We start from the raw sequence: 17,949 nt of genomic DNA, 5'->3' as shown, positions 1-17,949 counted from the left end.
GTGCGTCTCAGGCATTCCTACAGAGAGTTCAACGCTTGCGCAAAATTACACTGCCGATCGAATAACCGGCGCCAAAGGAGCTTAGAACACCCAGGCTGCCCGCCGGCAGGTCGTCCTGATTCTTGTGCAGGGCGATCACCGAGCCGGCCGAGCTGGTGTTGGCGTAGGTGTCGAGAATCACCGGCGCCTCGTGCGGCTCGGCGTCGCGGCCTAGCAGCTTGCGCGCGATCAGCAGGTTCATGTTGAGGTTGGCCTGGTGCAGCCAGAAGCGCTTCACATCTGCGACGTTGAGCTGGTTTTCCGCCAGGTGTGCGGCGATCAGCTCGGCGACCATCGGGCAGACATCCTTGAACACCTTGCGGCCTTCCTGGACGAACAGCTTGTCGCGCGCGCCCACGCCCTCTTCCGCCGCGCGGTTGAGGAAGCCGAAGTTGTTGCGGATGTTGTTGGAGAACTGGGTCAGCAGCTTGGTGCCAACTACATCGAACTCGTGCTTGGAGGTGGCCTGGTCGGCACGCTCGATGATCACCGCAGTGGCGGCGTCACCGAAGATGAAGTGGCTGTCGCGGTCACGGAAGTTGAGGTGGCCGGTGCAGATTTCCGGGTTGACCATCAGGATGGCGCGGGCCTGGCCAGTCTGGATCGCGGTGGTTGCAGCCTGGATACCGAAGGTGGCCGAGGAGCAGGCCACGTTCATGTCGTAGCCCCAGCCCTGAATGCCCAGCGCAGCCTGCACTTCGATGGCCACCGCCGGGTAGGCGCGCTGCAGATTCGAGCAAGCGACGATCACCCCGTCGATATCGGCGACGGTCTTACCGGCACGCTCCAGCGCCTGCTTGGCGGCGCCGACAGCCATCTCGCAGAGGATGCCCCACTGCTCGTTATCACGTTCGGGAATGCGCGGCACCATGCGCTGCGGGTCGAGGATGCCGTCCTTGTCAATGACGAAGCGGCTCTTGATGCCGGAGGCCTTCTCGATGAAACCACTGCTGGATTCGCTCAGCGCCTCGACCTCGCCACGGGCGATGGCCTCGGCGTTGTCGGCGTTGAACTGCTGCACGTAGGCATTGAAGGACGCCACCAGCTCGTCGTTGGAAATGCTGTTGGCCGGGGTATACAGGCCGGTACCACTGATCACGACGTTATGCACGGTCATTCCTCTTCTTGGCCGCTGGCGGCCTCAGGCAGTAGGCCGGCGACAATGGCACCGGCCGAAAATCGGGGGACTAGGGCCAAGCTCTGACGATGGTTGGCTCCGGGCCACTGAGTGTGCCACAGGGCAATGGGGTTCGTCCTCAGCCCTCACGAGTGTCTATATGGACAGAACATGACCCGATATAGCCGTTTGGTCTAAAGTCTTATCTCGATCTACCTACCTGGAGCTTGAATGAACCTTTCTCTGCTCAGCCGCTATGCATTTTTTGCGTTCTGCGTGCTGTTCACCCTGGCCAGCCTGCCCTTCCTCGCTCATGAATGGATATGGCCGTTCACCCTGCTCGGCGTCGTGCTCAGCCTGATCGGTATCGGCGATCTGTTGCAGACCCGCCATGCGGTGCGCCGCAACTACCCGATCCTGGGCAATATCCGCTATCTGGTCGAAGGCATCCGCCCGGAGATTCGCCAGTACCTGCTCGAAGGCGATGCCGAACAGCTGCCCTTCTCCCGCGCCCAGCGCTCGCTGGTCTACGCCCGCGCCAAGAACGAAGGTTCGGACAAACCCTTCGGCACCCTGAGCGACGTGTACCAGAACGGTTTCGAGTTCATCAGCCATTCCATGCGCCCGGCGCCGCTGACCGACCCGTGCAGTTTCCGCGTGGAGATCGGCGGGCCGCAATGCAGCCAGCCGTACTCGGCCTCTCTGTTCAACATCTCGGCGATGAGCTTTGGCTCACTCAGTGCCAATGCGATTCGCGCCCTCAACGAAGGGGCGAAGCTCGGCGAGTTCTACCATGACACCGGAGAGGGCAGCATCAGCCCTTACCATCGCGAGCACGGCGGAGATCTGGTGTGGGAACTGGGCAGCGGCTACTTCGGCTGCCGCGCCTCGGACGGCCGCTTCGACCCCGAGCGTTTCGCCGCGCAGGCAGCCAGCCCGCAGGTGAAGATGATCGAGATCAAGCTCAGCCAGGGCGCCAAGCCGGGCCACGGCGGCATCCTGCCCAAGCACAAGGTCACCGAGGAAATCGCCAACACCCGTGGCGTGCCCATGGGCGAGGACTGCATCTCGCCGTCACGCCATAGCGCCTTCTCCACGCCGACCGAGCTGCTGCAGTTCATCGCCCAGTTGCGTGAGCTTTCAGGCGGCAAGCCGGTGGGGTTCAAGTTCTGCCTGGGTCACCCCTGGGAGTTCATGGGTATCGTCAAGGCCATGCTGGAGACTGGCATCCTGCCAGACTTCATAGTCGTTGATGGCAAGGAAGGCGGTACCGGCGCAGCGCCGCTGGAGTTCACCGATCACCTCGGCGTGCCGCTGCGCGAAGGGCTGCTGTTCGTGCACAACACCCTGGTCGGCAGCAACCTGCGCGACAAGATCAAACTCGGCGCCAGCGGCAAGATCGTCAGTGCCTTCGATATCGCCCGGGTATTGGCCATCGGCGCCGACTGGGCCAATTCGGCGCGCGGCTTCATGTTCGCCATCGGCTGCATCCAGTCGCAGTCGTGCCACACCAACAAGTGCCCGACCGGTGTGGCGACCCAGGACCCACTGCGCCAGCGCGCACTGGTGGTCGAGGACAAGGCCCAGCGCGTCTACAACTTCCACCGCAACACGCTCAAGGCACTGGCCGAGATGCTCGCCGCCGCCGGCCTCGATCATCCGTCGCAGATCGACGCCAAGCATCTGGTGCAGCGCATGTCGGCGACCGAAATCAAATTGTTCGCCCAGCAGCATGTGTTCCTCGCACCGGGGGAACTGCTCAGCGGTGAGATCAGCGGCGAGTTCTACCAGCGCATGTGGCAGATGGCCCGCGCCGACAGTTTCGAGCCGGCACCGGCTTAAAACCGGCGACGGGCCAGATAACTCCGCACCTGATCGACGCGCTGCTGCAGCGAGCCGGTCAGGCGGGTGAAGCCCCAGCCGCGCCTCAGCAGTTCCTGCTCGTACCACTGGTTCTGCCGGCGGCGAAAGGTCTCGTCCTGGCGGGTGCCGTCCTGCACGAAGGGGAAGTCATCGGCGCACAGGAACAGGTGGTGATAACGCCGCTCGGCCAACTGTTCCAGCTCGGTCTCGGCCCGGCCGAACAGCTCGCGACAGTAGAACAGCGTGGTCAGCGGCGTGGTGTCGCAAACCAGGTAGCGCCGGCACTGCCCGGCCAACGCCTGCTCACGTGCGACCTGGGTACGGCCGATGCGCAGCAGATCGTCATAGGCGAGCACACCGCCCTGCTCTTCCCAGAGTTCGCGGCCGTATTCCGCGGCATGTCGCGTGTCCAGTGCCTCGCCCAGCGCCAGGGCGAGGCTGCTCTTGCCGGTGGACTCGCCGCCGAGCAGGGCGATGCGCTCGACGAAATCGCCGTAAACCGCAGGCGCCAGGTAGTGACGCAGGCCATGGATATCGGCGCGCAGGCGTGTAGCCGAGATAGGCACCTGCTGGCGCGCCCGGTCCACTTCGACATGCGCCACAGGCCGCTGGAAGCACGCCGTCAGGTGCGCAGCGAAACCGTCGCCATAGGCCTCGCTGGTGAATACCGCATCCACCGGTTGGCCCAGCACGGCGAGGCAGAACGCGGCGACGAATTCGCGCTGCGCGGCATCCGCCTCGGACTCGTGGGGCAGTTCCGGCAGCCTCAGACCTGCCTGCCGTTGGGCAATCACCCATTCGGGCGTCACCACCCAGCTGCGCAGTTCGGGAAAGCGCAGCCGCAACCAGTTCGCCCGCCGTTCAGGCTCACAACCTGCCAGTTCGGGGCGCGCCCAACTGAGCAGCACCACTTGCTCGCACTGGGCCTGAGCCTGCTGGATCAGCCATTCATGACCCAGATGCAACGGCGCGAACTTGCCCACCACCAGACCAACGGCGAATCGCTTGCTCATGTCAGGCCATCTCAGCCTTCAGTTCCCAGCGCCAGCGGTACAGGCCATACCAGGCATTGCACCAGAACAGCAGGTAGATGAAGGCGGTCAGGTACAACTCACGCGAGGCGAACAGCGGCACCGCGAGGGTGTTGACCAGCAGCCAGCCGTACCAGGTTTCCAGCTTGCGGCGCATCAGCAGTAGCTGCGCCAGTACGCTGAAGGTCAGCACCAGCGAGTCGATGAAGGGCGCGTAGGCATCGGTGAAGTAATGCAGCAAGGCCCCATAGGCCAGTGCCACCAATACCGCCAAGGCGAGCGCCAGGGACAACCCTGGCCAGGCCGTACGGCTGATCGGCATGGCGTCGCCGCCACGGCCACGCATCCAGCTCCACCAGCCGATCAGACTGGTCAGGATGAAGAAGCCCTGCAGGGTCACGTCGGCATACAGCTGCACGCTGAAGAACAGCCAGCCGAACAGCACGCAACCGACCAGCCCGACCGCCCAGGTATGCACCGAGTTGCGCGCCGCCAGCAGCACCGAAACCAGGTAGAAAAGGTTGGCGAATATCTCCAGCGACGATGGCATGCACGCATCCTTATGGACATGGAATCAGCCGCGCAGCCTATCACGTGACGCATGCCACAGCCGTGCATGGCTCACCTGACAAGCAGGCCGATCCGTGCTCTCATGGGCGCCCTTCGCACTCCAAAGGACTGGACCGCACCATGCCCCTGCTCGCCCTCCTCGTCATCGCCTGCCAAGTCACCTGCGGCCTGCATGTGGTTCGCAGTGGCCAGGATCGCTACTGGCTGTACCTGATCATCGCCCTGCCGGGCCTTGGCTGCCTGATCTACTTTCTCGGCATCATGCTGCCTGAGCTGCTCGGCAGTCGCCGCGGGCGTAGCACGCTCAACCGCCTGCACGACAGCATCGACCCGCAGCGCCATCTGCGCACCCTGCGCGATGAGCTGGAAATCCGCGACACGCGCGATACCCGCGTCAACCTGGCCGACGAGCTGCTGCGCATGGGGCAGGCCGAAGAAGCGGCCCAGCACTATCAGGCGGCTCTGCGGGGTATCCACAGCGATGCCCCGGACATCCTCCTCGGCCTGGCCAGGGCGCGTTTCGCCCTGGGCGATTTCGCCGGTTGCCAGGCAAGCCTCGACCAACTGATCGCCCACAATCCCGACTTCCGCTCCACCGAGGGTCACCTGCTGTATGCCCGTGCGCTGGAAGGCCAGGGCAACGACCTCAAGGCCGAGGAGGAATACCGCACGCTTGGCAGCTACAGCGCCAGCCCGGAAGCCAATTACCGCTATGCCCTGCTGCTGCGCCGGCTGGGGCGCCAGCGCGAAGCCATCGAACTGTTGCAACAGATCCATACCCACGCCCGCCGCTCCGCCCGGCATTACCGGGTTCTGCACAAGGAGTGGCTGGATCTGAGCCAGAAGGCGCTGCTCGACCTGCAGCGCAGTTGAACGGCGTCAGGTTATTCCCACGCCTCCCGCTCCCCCGTCCAGGCATGCAGCTCGCGCTTCTGCGCGCCGGACCATAGCCAGCCGCTGCGCGCACCGACCAGGGTGCTGACCGCATGCCGGCGCCCGAAGCGGTTATGCCGGGCGAGCATCAGGGCAATATCGCGCAGCACGGCGAGGGTGTTACTGTTGGACTGGAACAGCGGCGTCAACAGCCGGCTGGCCTGGCGGTAGTAACGCAGATGGTCACGCCGAGCTTCGCCATAGCGGGCGAAGATGGCGCTCCAGTCGAGCGCATGCTGTTGTTCGTCACCCGCATTGCCGAGCGCATCGGCGAGCGCGGCGGCATCCACCAGCGCCATGTTGGCACCCTGGCCCAATTGCGGGCTCATGGCGTGGGCACAGTCTCCGATGGCCAGGACGCGACCATCGCTCCAGTGCTGCATGCGCACGTCGGCATAGGCCGCCAGGGTTAATTGCGCGGGATCATCGATCTGCTGCAGATAGGCCTCCGACGCTTCGCCAGCCAGGTTGCGCACACGGGTTTTCCAGGCATCCAGGCCACTCGTTCGCCAACTCTCGTGCTCACTGAGCGGCAGGCTCCAGAACAGGCTGGTCAGAGGCAGATCGCGTGCCTGATGGGTGCAACCGGTGGGCATCAGCCCGAACATTTCCCGGCAGCCGCGATACCACTGGCGCAGCTCGCCGCTCTCGGTCGATGCCGCAGTCGGCAACATGCTCCACAGAGCGCCCCAGGGATAAGGCCGCGCCCATTGGCGCACCTGCATCTGCGCGCGCAGGGTCGAACGCGTACCATCGGCCAGGATCAGCGCGGCGAAATCCCCCAGAGGTTGCTCAACACCCTCTTCGTCCTGATGCAGCAGGCGGACATGACCGCCTGCCTGTTCGAAACGGCTGACGCTCACCCCGGTTTGCACCTGCACGCCAATGCGCTGCGCCGCATTGAGCAGCGCCGTCATCAACACACCGCGATGAATGCCAAGGCCAAAGCTGCCGGGCTGCCAGTCGTGATAGCGGGTATCGAGGATCACCCGCCCCTGGCAGCTGGTACCGAACAGTCGGCTGACCGGTGCGCCGAGTGCGGTGCATTCGGCCAGCAGGCCCAGGCGCTGCAAGACGGCCAGGCCGGAAGGCTGCAAGAGGATACCGGCGCCCACTGGTTGCAGCCGTTCGACCCGCTCCAGCAGTCGCACCGCATAGCCCTGACGGGCAAGGAATATGGCAGTGGCGAGGCCGGCGGTCCCCGCTCCTACTATTGCGATTGGCAATCCATTCACAACTACTCTCCCTCTTCGACACGGCGATTCTAAACGCGATACCCCCGGGCTGCGCTTGATCCGGTACGCACTTGAACGACATGGCTTGCAGGCGCGTCGCTCGCTCACCTATGGTGTCGCACTCCATCGGTACAAGGATCGACCATGCGCTGGAATTTCTGGACAGGCTTCATCGCGCTAGCCCTGCTGATACTCGGCTTCTATCTGCTCAATCCGCTGGGCCCAGCCACTCTCGATCCGCGGGCACGCATCGCGGGCTACGTGCCCTACCAGGTGCCGGCCAACTCGATGGCACCTACCCTGCAAACCGGTGACTACATTCTCAGCAATGTCTGGGCCTATGTCGGCAGCGAGCCGGAACGTGGTGATGTGGTGGTCTTCGTGAGCCCGGTAAATGACATCGTCTACGTCAAGCGCATCATCGGCGTTCCCGGCGACCGCCTGGCGATGCGTGATCATCGTGTCTACATAAACGGCCAGTTGCTGGACGAGCCCTACCTCCAGCCTGCCCCAGCCCAAAACGTGCCGGATCGGAACTATGGCGACCTAAGCGAAACACCTATCGCCGATGGCGAGTTGTTCATGCTCGGCGACAATCGCCACAACTCCGCTGACAGCCGACTCTGGGGCAGCGTGCCGCGAACCAACCTGATCGGTCGCGTCGAGCGCATCTGGTGGGCCGAGGACCCGCAGCGAACAGGCAAAGTGCACTGATAAACATCCTCAGCCAGCCCGATGTTCAGGGTTTGTCCGGGCGGATATCGAATCCGCCCTTGTTCTGGCTGACGATGCGCAGGTGCTGGACTTCCCCGCTTTTCACCGGCACCGCCACTTCGCGCAGCAGGCGGCCCATGCCACACAGGGTGTCGTCCATACGATCAGGGGTGATGCCGACCACGCGGGTGCCCGGGCGTACCTGGAAGGTTGCGACCTCACCGACGCCGATGCGCGCGGCGACCTTGCGATCCACTTCGATGGCCACGTAGCAGCCGCCGCCCATCATGCCGAAATCGCGGTTGACCACGATCTGCGCGCCATTTTCCTGCGCCTCCTGAAAGGCCAGCAGGCGGTCCTCCGGTACCGGCTTGATATCCTCGGGGTTACCTCGAAACGACGAACAGCCAGCCAGCAACACCAAGGGTAGAGCGATGAGGATCGAACGCATGAAGCCCTCCATGGGCAGATGAGTGCCGGCTGAGTATTGGGCTTGGCGCGCCTGTGAGCAAGGTATCGATGGCAGCGATTTTCGCTAGCAGAAGCATCGATTTCTGCAATGAAGGGCGCAGTGTTTTCATCTCTTCCGAACCCGGCGCCAACCTTTCCAGGCGCCACAGATCGGAGATACGCAAGATGAAATTCGCAGCCTTCAACGCCACCCTCCTCGCCGTTCTGGCCCCCTTGGCCATCGCCAGCGAGAAAGCACCTGCCACTCCCAAGGTCGAAGTGCAGGAATACCAGTACGGCATGCAGCTGGATATCGACCAGGTCCTGCAGCGCACCGACAACAGCCGCAAGAGCGGTGTGGTACCGAGCGTTCTGGTCTACCGCGACAGCCAGGGTGAAGTGCACGCCGTGCGGTTCATGGAGTGGGGCGGGCTGAGCAGCCAGAACGGCTAAGCATCCGTTGAACGCCTGCTGCGCGTCGGCTGCCAGGCGATACTTCGCTTCAGCCCACCGACCAGTCAACCGAAACGAACTACAGCAGTGCCCCGGTCGTATCACGCGACCGGGGCACTGTCGCTTCAGCCTTGCAGACGTTTGACCAGGCGTGCCTGCAGCGCTTCCAGCTCGGCCGGATCGGCCTTGTTGGCCGCGTGAATGCCCAGGCCTTCCCCCTCGAAGCGCGGGATCACATGCATGTGGATATGAAACACCGTCTGCCCGGCAGGGGCGCCATTGAACTGCGCAACCTGCACGCCAGCCGGCTGCAGTTCGTCGACCACCGCCTGGGCGACCTTCTTCACCACGGCCATGACCTTGGCCAGGCTGGTTTCGTCGATTTCCAGGATATTGCGGGCGGCTGCGCGCTTGGGAATGACCAGGCTGTGGCCCTTGGACTGTGGAAACAGATCGAGGAACGCCAGCACATCGTCGTCCTCGTAGAGTTTGTAGCAAGGCAGGTCGCCACGAATGATCTGGGCGAAGATGTTCTGGGAATCGTAGGTACCGTGCAGGCTCATGCCGATGGGCTCCGTGCCGGGTGGATGAAAACCCGCACCATACCGCCTCGGTCGCGCACAGGGAACCAGGCAGGATCGCCCGAGTCGATGACTACTAGCAGCTGGATCGATTTCCTGCGTACCTGCCACTCGTGTTCTGATCGCCACTTCTTCGACCCATTCGACCTGGAATTCACATGACTGACCTCAGCCCGTTCCATATCACCCGCAAATGGCCCGCGCAGCATCCCGAGCGCCTGCAGCTCTATTCGCTGCCCACGCCCAACGGCGTCAAGGTCTCGATCATGCTGGAGGAGATCGGCCTGCCCTATGAGCCGCACCTGGTCAGCTTCGACAGCAACGACCAGTTCAGCCCCGAGTTCCTCTCACTGGCGCCGAACAACAAGATTCCGGCGATCCTCGATCCCGACGGACCGAATGGCCACCCGCTGCCGCTGTTCGAGTCAGGGGCGATTCTGATCTACCTGGCGGAGAAGACCGGCAAACTGCTGCCACAGGACGCCGCAGCCCGCTACGAGACCATTCAATGGCTGATGTGGCAGATGGGCGGCCTGGGGCCGATGTTCGGCCAGCTCGGCTTCTTCCACAAATTTGCCGGCAGCCAGTACGAAGACAAGCGCCCGCGTGATCGCTACGTCGCCGAATCCGCTCGCTTGCTCGGCGTGCTCGACCAGCACCTGCAGGGGCGTAACTGGATTGCCGGCGAGTACAGCATCGCCGACATCGCCGTGTTCCCCTGGATTCGCAACCTGGTGGGTTTCTACGAGGCCGGTGATCTGGTGCAGTTCGAGCGCTTCGCCAACGTGCGCCGTGTACTCGATGCCTTCCTCGCTCGCCCGGCCGTGCAGCGTGGCCTGAATATCCCCGCGCGCGGCTGACCACCTTGCGGGAGCCGTGCCAGCGGCTCCCGCATAACCCAGTCTATGTCACCCGCTTCTGCTCGGCTGCCTTGCGATCCGCCTGGGTTCCCAGGTACCAGCCGAGCAGCCCCCACAGCGCCGCGCTGGCCGCGCCCACCAGCGCCACCAGCCAGGCGCCCTGGGCGAGCATGTCCAGCAGGCTCTTGAGCCAACCACTGATGGCATCGCCGGCGCGATAGACCACGGTGTCGATAAAGTTCTTCGCCTTGTATTTGCTCTCGGCGTCCAGCGGCGCGAAGAGCATCTCCCGCCCTGGCCGCACGAAGGCGTACTCACCGATACGGCGCACGATCATCAGTGCCGCCAGCATGGCGAAAGTCGGCATCAACGCCAGGCCGAGGAAACCGACGCATACCAGCAGCGGCACACAGGCCAGCAACACGCGCACACCCAGACGCCGCGCGATACGCCCGGTGATGAACAGCTGGGAGACCAGCGCACCGGCCTGCACCACGAAGTCGATCACACCGAACACCCGCACCTGTGCGGCGCGATCCGGGAACAGCTCGGCCACCAGGCGGGCCTGCTCGAAGTAGAGAAAGGTACTGGCAGTGGCCAGCAGGATCACGAACCCGGCGATGCCCAGCAGGTACGGCGAAGTCAGCACACGCATCAGGCCACTAAAGGGATTGCCCGGCACCGGCCGCCGTGGGCTTTCCGCCCGCACGGCACCGGCACGCCCTGCGCCGCCCAGCTCGCGCCAGCGCATCAGCACCTGCTTGAGCGACAGCGCCACGGCCAGCAGCACCGCAGCCAGCAGGATCAGCCCGCTCTGCCCTAGCGTGCTCACCAACAGGGCACTCAGCGCCGGGCCGACCAGGCCGCCGACACTGGCACCGGCGGCAATGAAGGCGAACAGGCGCTTGGCCTGTTCGCTGTCGAACACGTCGGCCATTAGGCTCCAGGCCACCGAGACGACGAACAGGTTGTAGACCGAAATCCACACGTAGAAGCTGCGCGCCAGCCACACGCTTTCATCCGCACGGAAGAAAAACAGGGCGAACAGCGCCAGGTTCAGGGTGAAGAAGCCATACACCCAATCGATGAAATGGATCCGCGGCACCCGCGAACTCAACCAGGCGAACAGCGGCACCGCGATCAGCATCACCACGAAGGTGGCAGTGAACAGCCACTGCAGGTTTTCCACGCCGGAGACGATGCCCATGGCCTCGCGGATCGGCCGCAGCATGAAGTAGCCCGAGAACAGACAGAAGAACAAGGCAAAACCGGCCAGAGCCGGCCACAGCTCGTTGCGCTGCGCATTGATGGCCACGGCCACGCGCTGCGCCATCGTTGACGATGACATGGCAAATTCCTCGAAGGGGCGCGCCTGCACGGCGCGCCGGCATGGCTCAGCCGTACTTCACGCCCGTCAGGCGCTCGGCTACCGACCACAGGCGCGTCGCATCATCGGCGTCCACCGCAGCCTCCGGCACCTTGGCCAGACCCAGCGGGCCGCGCTTTTCCTCTTCGCCGGTGGGGCCGTAGTAGCGGCCGCCCTCGGCCTCGGCAGCCGTTGCCGCGAACAGCGACGACAGCGCGCCCTGCGCCGCCGAGTGATAGACATCGCGATCCTTCGCCCACTGCTGAGCGAACTCACTTTGCAGTCCTGGCCCGCGCTCGACCAGTTCGGTGACGGCCACACCCGGATGCGCAGCCACGCTGCGCACGCCCCAGTCATTGGCCTGGCCGCGCCGTTGCAGCTCAAACGCCATCATCAGGCAGGCCAGCTTCGACTGGGCGTAGGCAGCATAAGGGTTGTAGTCGCGCTCGGACTGCAGGTCATCGAAGTTGATACGGCCGCGATTCGCCGCAATGCTCGACAACGTCACCACCCGCGGGTCGGACGACTTGAGCAGCGATGGCAGGAGCAGGCCGGTCAGGGCGAAATGACCGAGAAAGTTGGTCGCCAGCTGCATCTCGAAACCATCGCGAGACTCGCCGCGCTGCGGCGGCGCCATGATCGCCGCGTTGTTGATCAGCACATCCAGCACCTCGCCCTCGGCATTCAGGCGCTGGGCCAGGCTGCGCACCGAGGCCAGGTCGGCCAGGTCCAATTGTTCGAAGCGCAGACGCGCATCCGGCACCTGGGCTCGAATACGTTCGATACTCTCGGCGCCGCGCTGTCCATTACGCGCGGCGATGATCACCTGCGCACCGGCCCGGCTCAGCGCCAGGGCATCCTCGAAACCCATACCACTGGTACCGCCGGTGACCAGCATGCGCTTGCCGCTCAACGACGGCATGTCGCTCACCTGCCAGCCCGGAGCGCTACTGGCCCAGGCGAAGGTCGGCACACCACCCAACACACCTTGCAAGGCAAGACTGCCGCCTACCACGCCAAACAGTTTCAGGGCATCACGACGCGTATGGCCTCGCCCCACAGCATGCTTCTTGTCCATCGGCTGATTCCTCGTGTCCGTTGACTCGATGCGCCAGAGCAGGCGCAGTTACAGGACATAGGGTGCGGGCAGAGAGCGCGTACGATAAGCCGTCCAAAGCCGAACAGCGCATACGCCCAGGCGGACAGTTACCTGGTGTTTCAAAGGTGCGAAGCGTAGCCCGGATGCAATCCGGGGCCGTTGGTATGCCTTCCCGGATTTCATCCGGGCTACATCCCTGCTTCCCCCCAGGATTGGCAAAGCGGGCGCTGCGCCGCATTATCGGACCTCCGTCATTTCCCAGCCGGACGCCCATGCGCCAACCGAATCTGTCCGATATCGCCCTGTTCGCCGCCGTGGTCGAGGCCGGTGGTTTTCGTGCCGCCGCGCAGCGTCGCGGCACATCGGCGTCGTCACTCAGCGACTGCATACGCCGCCTGGAAAAGGAGCTGGGCGTGCGCCTGCTCAATCGCACCACGCGCGGCCTGACGCCGACGGAGATCGGTGCGCGCCTGCTGCAGCGGCTGCGCCCGGCGTTGGACGAGATCAACACCGCACTCAATGATCTGCAGGAAGACCCGGAGCATCCGGTCGGCTCGCTGCGCCTGCATGTGCCCGGCGTAATCGCCCGGCACATCCTGCCGGCCTTGCTCGATGGCTTCCTTGCGCGTTACCCCGGCATCGCGCTGGAGGTGAACATGGACAACACCTTCATCGACGTCATCGGCGCCGGTTACGACGCCGGCATTCGCTACGAGGAAAGCCTGGCCAAGGACATGATCGCCATCCCCATCGGGCCGCGTCGGCAGTGCTTCATGGCCGTCGCCGCGCCCAGCTATCTGCAGCGCCACGGTACGCCACAGCATCCCGGCGAACTGAACGAGCACCGCCTGCTCGGCTACCGCTTCGCCAGTGGCAAGCTCGGAGTCTGGGAATTCGAGCAGGATGGACGCACCTTGCGCATCGCCCCGGAGGGCAGATTGGTCAGCTCATCGCAGGATCTGCTGATCGCCGCGGCCTGCGCCGGCCACGGCATTCTCTATACCTTCGAGGAGTACATCGCGGCGCATCTTGCCAGCGGCCAGTTGCAACCCATCCTGCACGACTGGTGGCAACACTTCGAGGGGCCCTATCTCTACTACCACAGCAGGCGCAACGTGCCGGCGCCGCTACGCGCCTTCGTCGACTACGTGAAAGCCCTGAACAACGCCGACCATTCGTCTCAAAGCCCGACATAGAGCGGTCGCCAATACCCAAGCAAGGCGCTGGGAGATTATAATTCCGCGCTTGCTTTCCCCCCCTTCCAGGTCACTCATGAACACGTCTTCCCCCAGCGCTGCGACGCATCTGTCGCCGGGCGCGATCCTTCTCATTCAACTCGCCCTGGCCCTCGGCGGCTTCGCCATCGGCACCGGCGAGTTCGCCATCATGGGCCTGATGCCCAATGTCGCCGCCGACCTTGGCGTCAGCGAGCCGCAAGTCGGCCACGTGATCAGCGCCTACGCCCTCGGCGTGGTGGTCGGTGCACCGGTGCTGGCCCTGCTCGGTGCGCGCCTGCCACGGCGCATCCTGCTTCTGCTGCTGATGGGCTGCTTCGCCCTCGGCAACTTCGCCAGCGCCCTGGCGCCGAGCTACGAGCCGCTGCTGATCTTCCGCTTCATCGCCGGCCTGCCACACGGCGCGTACTTCGGCATTGCCATGCTGGTGGCGGCGTCCATGGCTCCGCCGCACAAGCGCGCCAAGGCGGTGAGCCGGGTACTGGCCGGCCTGACCGTGGCCATCCTGATCGGCAACCCGCTGGCCACCTGGCTCGGCCAGTTCATGAGCTGGCGCTACGCCTTCGCCCTGGTCGGCATCATCGCCATCACCACCATCGCCATGGTGGCGATCTTCCTCCCGGCCGACCCGCACGAGCAGCGCAGCAGCCCCTCGGGCGAGCTGCGCGCCTTCAACCGCGCGCCGATCTGGCTGGCGCTGGGCATCGGCTCGATCGGCTTCGCCGGAATGTTCTGCGTGTTCAGCTACATGGCGCCGACCCTGCTTCACGTCACCCAGGTCAGCCCTGGCTGGATTCCCCTGGCCATGGGCGTGTTCGGTGCCGGCTGCATCGTCGGCAACAGCGCCGGCGGCTGGCTGTTCGACCGCCTGCGCCTGCGCGCCGTGGCCTGGATTCTGGCCTGGAGCACACTGGTACTGCTGGTCTTCCCCTTCGCCGCGCACAGCCTGTGGACGATCCTGCCGGCGATCTTCGCCCTTGGCACCATGATCGCCCTCGGCCCGGCACTGCAGACCCATCTGATGGACGTCGCCACTGGCGCGCAAACCCTGGCGGCCGCCTCCAACCATGCCGCCTTCAACATCGCCAACGCCCTCGGCCCCTGGCTCGGTGGCATGGCCATCAGCGCCGGCATGGGCTGGACGGTGACCGGCTATATCGGCGCCGCCACCGCCATCGGCGGCCTGCTGTTGTTCGTCTGGGCGTGGCAGGTGCAGCAGAGAAACGCAGCGATCTGAACAGGTGCGTGAGGTGACTCGGGCAAGGTATCTTCTACCTCCCGAGCCACCAACGAACCCGCCCGATGATTGTTCAGCGTTTACGCTTCGCCCTGATCGCGACCACCTTGTTCACCGCCCTGAACGCCCACGCACAGGTGGAAGTCGAAGCCAATGCCGGCATGCTGGCGGCAAAGATTTCCGAAGAGATCGTTCCAGGCGACTACGAAAAACTGCTGCAGGGTTTGCGTGCCAATCCAGGCCAGCACAAACGCAAGATCGTCCTGCTCGACAGCATCGGCGGCAGCGCGCCGGAGGCCATTCGCATGGGTCGCCTGCTGCGCGAAACCGGCTTCGAGGCGCTGATCCCTTCCGGCGGCATGTGCCAGGGCAGTTGCATCTACTTGCTGGCGGCTGGCAACAAACGCACGGTCAATGGCCACGTTGCCCTGCGCCGCCCACCCTTCCCTGCTGGCGACTCGGCACTGGCTCAGGCTGCCCATGGCCGCCAACCGTTCAGCCCGGCCAAGTACTTTCGTGACATGGGCGTCGATGTGCGCCTGGCGGAAGACATCTACCAGGTCGCACCTGGCAGCCTGCGCCTGCTGAGCCAGGACGATTTGCGACGCTATCGGCTGAAATAGCGATACGAACTTGCGGGGAAAAAGCCCGGCATCGCGCGATGCCGGCTTTTTTAGGTTCTTCGCATTCTCGGGATACGCATGACGCCAGGCTGGCAAGCTTGTGTGCGTATCGCTTACTGACTCAGCACTATCCGTTACCGCATGCGCTGAGTGTTTGGGTTGCGCCCCTTACGGGCGCCACACCTTGACTCGCCCGTAAGGGGCGAAACCCAGCAGATCAGACGGCGTGTTAATGGAGAGTGCCAAGTCCTAGACAGCTAGCACCTTATTGCCAGTCCAGTGTCACCTCGCACTTCCCCCAAACTATGCGAAAAACCTTTTTCCATCAGAACAGGAACGTCAGCGCCAGGTTGAACAGCATGGCGGCGACGAAACCAATAGGTGCGGCACGCAGCAGCAGCTGCGAGAACAGGGTCGAGCGCACCTTGTCATCGGTGCAGGAACCCAGCAGCAGGCTGCCACCGGAGGAGAACGGCGAGATCGAGGTGGCCTGGGCACCGACCACGATGGCGATGAAAAGGATCATCGGATCGATCGACATCGACGCCGACAGCGGCAGCACCATGGGGAACAGTGCCGGCGTCACCACCCCCAGGGTACTGGCGAAGATCGACATCAGCGCCGCCACCACGCCGAAGGCCACCGGGATCATCAACGGCGGGATATTGCCGCCGATCCAGGACGCCAGGGCGTCGATGGTGCCGGCCTTGATCGCGACGGTAATCAGCATGCCGACACCGCAGATCATGATCAGCGTGGCCCAGGGCACCGAGGCGATGGCCTTGCGCTCGTCACCCAGCTTGAGCAGCAGGGCGATCACCGAGAACACGCTGGCGATCAGGCCGATGTCCACCTTGCTGTTGATGAACTTGATCGTGGCATTGTCCGGGAAGGCCAGCAGCGCCAGCGGTGCAGCAAGCACCAGCACCATCATCAGCACGGTCAGCAGCAGGGTCAGCTTCTGCTCGCGGTTGAAGGCCTCCGGCAGGTCGGCGGCGAGCACCGCATTCTTCAGGTTGCGGCCATGGCCGCCGAGGAAGACGAACGCGGAAATCACCAGCACCGGGATGATCGCCGTGCTCGCGAAGATCGCCAGGGCATTCACGAAGGCTTCGCTCTCGGGCATGCCGGCGCCGGTCATCAGGCCGCGGAAGATGATGCCACTCTGGCTGGAGACGAAGTTCGCCCCGGCCAGCGCACCATAGTTCACTGCCATGCCTCCGAGAATCAGGCTCATACCGGTGCGCTGGCACAGCAGCAGGGTCAGCGGCGCCATGAAGGCCAGCACGGTGTAGTAACCGGCGCCCATGGCAGCGATCACCCCCGAGGTCAGCAAAATGGCATAGGGCAGCAGGTGCGGCACGCCACGACAGCGATACAGCAGATGCCCAGCGAGTTTTTCCAGGGTGCCGTTGACGGTAGCGAAGCTATAGAACAGGCAAACCGAGAAGATCACGAAGAAGATCTTCAGCGGCCACATGTTGATGATGTCGCCCGGGCTCATGCCCATGCCGAAGCAGCCCAGCAGATAGGCGAAGGCGATGGCGAACAGGCCGATGTTGATCTTGGTGGTGTAACCCAGCGCGACGGCGAGGACGATCGCGGCGACGACGAGCAAGCTCATCATGATGGTTTGACTCCTTTTGTTGTTCTGATGTGAGCAGTGGTTACGCCGAGGCGAAACCGAACAGGGTTGCGGGGTTGTCCACCAGAACGCGACGGCGCTCCTCGGGATTGGGCAGCAGAGCCTCGAGCAGCGCGAACTGCTGATCGTAGCGGGTCTGCGACTCGAACTGGGTGTTGGGCCAATCGCTGCCCCAGAGGAAGCGACCAACGCCGCCACAGGCCTCGCGCAGACGCGCCTCGATGGCCCGGGCGCGGGCCAGGTCGGATTGGCTGCGGTAGGCAGCGGACAGCTTGATCCACACCGGAGCCTGGCCCAGCAGATCGAAGAAGGCGTGGTGCTGCGCAGCATCCAGTTGCACACTCGGCGCTGGCAGGCCGAAGTGATCGATCACCACGGTGACGCCGGACTCGAGAATCGCCGGCACGATCAGCGCCAGGTCATCGAAACCGCGCTGAATCTCCACCTGCCAACCGCGTTGCGCCAGACGTCGGAACAAACCATTCCAGGCCGCGCCGGTGTAATCCTCCAGCGCCTTGCCGATCAGGTTCAGGCGCACGCCCACCACGCCGGCAGCGGCCAATTCGTCCAGCTCGGCATCGCTGACCTGCGCCTCCACCACCGCAACACCGCGCAAACGCTCAGGGAAGCGTTGCAACGCCTCGACCATGTAGTGGTTGTCGGTGCCGAGAAAGCTCGGCTGGATAAGTACGCCATGGGACAGGCCGCAGGCGTCCAGGTGGTTCAGGTATTGCTCCACGGTGGCGTCATAGCTGGGGCTGTAGCGGCGGCCGGGAACCATGGGCAGGTTCTGGCGAAAGATGTGCGCGTGAGTGTCGATGCCGGCGATTGCGGCATAAGGCATGGGCGTCACGAAGCAATACCTCTGTCGATTCTTGTACGAGCCGCCGGTACTAGC

18 protein-coding genes are annotated in these 17,949 nt (G+C 64.1%); 8 read left to right on the top strand and 10 right to left on the bottom strand.

Annotation, left to right across the window (positions count from 1 at the left end):
* Positions 1 to 28: 28 nt before the first annotated feature.
* Entirely contained in the window at positions 29 to 1,150 is a 1,122-nt protein-coding gene (locus EL191_RS08165; RefSeq protein WP_041978189.1) for a beta-ketoacyl-ACP synthase III, read from the bottom strand.
* Positions 1,151 to 1,387: 237 nt separating this feature from the next.
* Between EL191_RS08165 and EL191_RS08160 the strand changes: the two genes are divergently transcribed.
* Positions 1,388 to 2,998, top strand: a complete 1,611-nt coding sequence (locus EL191_RS08160) for an FMN-binding glutamate synthase family protein (RefSeq protein WP_041977959.1) — start codon at positions 1,388 to 1,390, stop codon at positions 2,996 to 2,998.
* Here the strand turns inward: EL191_RS08160 and EL191_RS08155 are convergent.
* Positions 2,995 to 4,032, bottom strand: coding sequence for an AAA family ATPase (locus EL191_RS08155; protein ID WP_041977957.1), 1,038 nt, complete (start codon positions 4,030 to 4,032; stop codon positions 2,995 to 2,997). The genes EL191_RS08160 and EL191_RS08155 overlap by 4 nt on opposite strands.
* Position 4,033: 1 nt before the next feature.
* Positions 4,034 to 4,600 (bottom strand): nicotinamide riboside transporter PnuC, encoded by a 567-nt coding sequence (pnuC, locus tag EL191_RS08150; RefSeq protein ID WP_013714744.1) that lies wholly within the window; start codon positions 4,598 to 4,600, stop codon positions 4,034 to 4,036.
* Positions 4,601 to 4,740: 140 nt separating this feature from the next.
* Between pnuC and EL191_RS08145 the strand changes: the two genes are divergently transcribed.
* Positions 4,741 to 5,493 (top strand): tetratricopeptide repeat protein, encoded by a 753-nt coding sequence (locus EL191_RS08145; protein ID WP_013714743.1) that lies wholly within the window; start codon positions 4,741 to 4,743, stop codon positions 5,491 to 5,493.
* An 11-nt stretch (positions 5,494 to 5,504) separates the two neighbouring features.
* Here EL191_RS08145 and EL191_RS08140 read toward each other — a convergent pair whose 3' ends face one another.
* Positions 5,505 to 6,788, bottom strand: coding sequence for an FAD-dependent oxidoreductase (locus EL191_RS08140; RefSeq protein WP_041977955.1), 1,284 nt, complete (start codon positions 6,786 to 6,788; stop codon positions 5,505 to 5,507).
* 144 nt (positions 6,789 to 6,932) lie between these two features.
* Here EL191_RS08140 and lepB point away from each other — a divergent pair, with 144 nt between their 5' ends.
* The gene (gene lepB, locus EL191_RS08135) at positions 6,933 to 7,502 is read left to right on the top strand and encodes a signal peptidase I (protein WP_017361553.1); all 570 of its coding nucleotides are present in this window, start codon (positions 6,933 to 6,935) and stop codon (positions 7,500 to 7,502) included.
* A gap of 25 nt (positions 7,503 to 7,527) precedes the next feature.
* Here lepB and EL191_RS08130 read toward each other — a convergent pair whose 3' ends face one another.
* On the bottom strand, positions 7,528 to 7,953 hold the full coding sequence (locus EL191_RS08130; protein WP_013714740.1) for a PQQ-binding-like beta-propeller repeat protein: 426 nt from the start codon (positions 7,951 to 7,953) through the stop codon (positions 7,528 to 7,530).
* Positions 7,954 to 8,138: 185 nt separating this feature from the next.
* Here EL191_RS08130 and EL191_RS08125 point away from each other — a divergent pair, with 185 nt between their 5' ends.
* Positions 8,139 to 8,405 carry a DUF2790 domain-containing protein gene (locus tag EL191_RS08125; RefSeq protein ID WP_013714739.1) on the top strand — a complete coding sequence of 89 codons (267 nt, stop codon included), beginning with the start codon at positions 8,139 to 8,141 and terminating at the stop codon, positions 8,403 to 8,405.
* Between the two features lie 125 nt (positions 8,406 to 8,530).
* Here the strand turns inward: EL191_RS08125 and EL191_RS08120 are convergent, their stop codons facing one another.
* Positions 8,531 to 8,968 carry an HIT family protein gene (locus tag EL191_RS08120; RefSeq protein WP_041977952.1) on the bottom strand — a complete coding sequence of 146 codons (438 nt, stop codon included), beginning with the start codon at positions 8,966 to 8,968 and terminating at the stop codon, positions 8,531 to 8,533.
* A gap of 176 nt (positions 8,969 to 9,144) precedes the next feature.
* Between EL191_RS08120 and EL191_RS08115 the strand changes: the two genes are divergently transcribed.
* Positions 9,145 to 9,846, top strand: a complete 702-nt coding sequence (locus tag EL191_RS08115; protein ID WP_013714737.1) for a glutathione S-transferase N-terminal domain-containing protein — start codon at positions 9,145 to 9,147, stop codon at positions 9,844 to 9,846.
* Between the two features lie 43 nt (positions 9,847 to 9,889).
* Here EL191_RS08115 and EL191_RS08110 read toward each other — a convergent pair whose 3' ends face one another.
* Together EL191_RS08110 and EL191_RS08105 are read right to left on the bottom strand one after the other, a co-directional pair.
* Complete coding sequence (locus EL191_RS08110) at positions 9,890 to 11,194, bottom strand: NTP/NDP exchange transporter (protein WP_041977949.1); 1,305 nt, start codon at positions 11,192 to 11,194, stop codon at positions 9,890 to 9,892.
* A 46-nt stretch (positions 11,195 to 11,240) separates the two neighbouring features.
* Complete coding sequence (locus EL191_RS08105) at positions 11,241 to 12,290, bottom strand: SDR family oxidoreductase (protein WP_041977946.1); 1,050 nt, start codon at positions 12,288 to 12,290, stop codon at positions 11,241 to 11,243.
* 293 nt (positions 12,291 to 12,583) lie between these two features.
* On the opposite strand from EL191_RS08105, the gene EL191_RS08100 reads away from it, so the two are divergent.
* From EL191_RS08100 to EL191_RS08090, 3 genes are all read left to right on the top strand, one after another.
* Positions 12,584 to 13,507, top strand: coding sequence for a LysR family transcriptional regulator (locus EL191_RS08100; protein ID WP_041977943.1), 924 nt, complete (start codon positions 12,584 to 12,586; stop codon positions 13,505 to 13,507).
* Positions 13,508 to 13,583: 76 nt separating this feature from the next.
* Positions 13,584 to 14,783, top strand: a complete 1,200-nt coding sequence (locus tag EL191_RS08095; RefSeq protein ID WP_041977941.1) for an MFS transporter — start codon at positions 13,584 to 13,586, stop codon at positions 14,781 to 14,783.
* Between the two features lie 65 nt (positions 14,784 to 14,848).
* Positions 14,849 to 15,406, top strand: a complete 558-nt coding sequence (locus EL191_RS08090) for a COG3904 family protein (protein WP_041977939.1) — start codon at positions 14,849 to 14,851, stop codon at positions 15,404 to 15,406.
* A 325-nt stretch (positions 15,407 to 15,731) separates the two neighbouring features.
* Here the strand turns inward: EL191_RS08090 and EL191_RS08085 are convergent, their stop codons facing one another.
* Both EL191_RS08085 and EL191_RS08080 read right to left on the bottom strand, forming a co-directional pair.
* A complete protein-coding gene (locus EL191_RS08085; protein WP_041977936.1) occupies positions 15,732 to 17,033 on the bottom strand; it encodes an SLC13 family permease in 1,302 nt (433 codons plus the stop codon).
* A gap of 40 nt (positions 17,034 to 17,073) precedes the next feature.
* On the bottom strand, positions 17,074 to 17,895 hold the full coding sequence (locus EL191_RS08080; RefSeq protein WP_174447348.1) for an amidohydrolase family protein: 822 nt from the start codon (positions 17,893 to 17,895) through the stop codon (positions 17,074 to 17,076).
* Positions 17,896 to 17,949 lie beyond the last annotated feature (54 nt).

Source organism: Pseudomonas mendocina, from assembly GCF_900636545.1.
Classification (GTDB): domain Bacteria; phylum Pseudomonadota; class Gammaproteobacteria; order Pseudomonadales; family Pseudomonadaceae; genus Aquipseudomonas; species Aquipseudomonas mendocina.
This window is presented reverse-complemented; position numbering and strand designations above follow the sequence as displayed.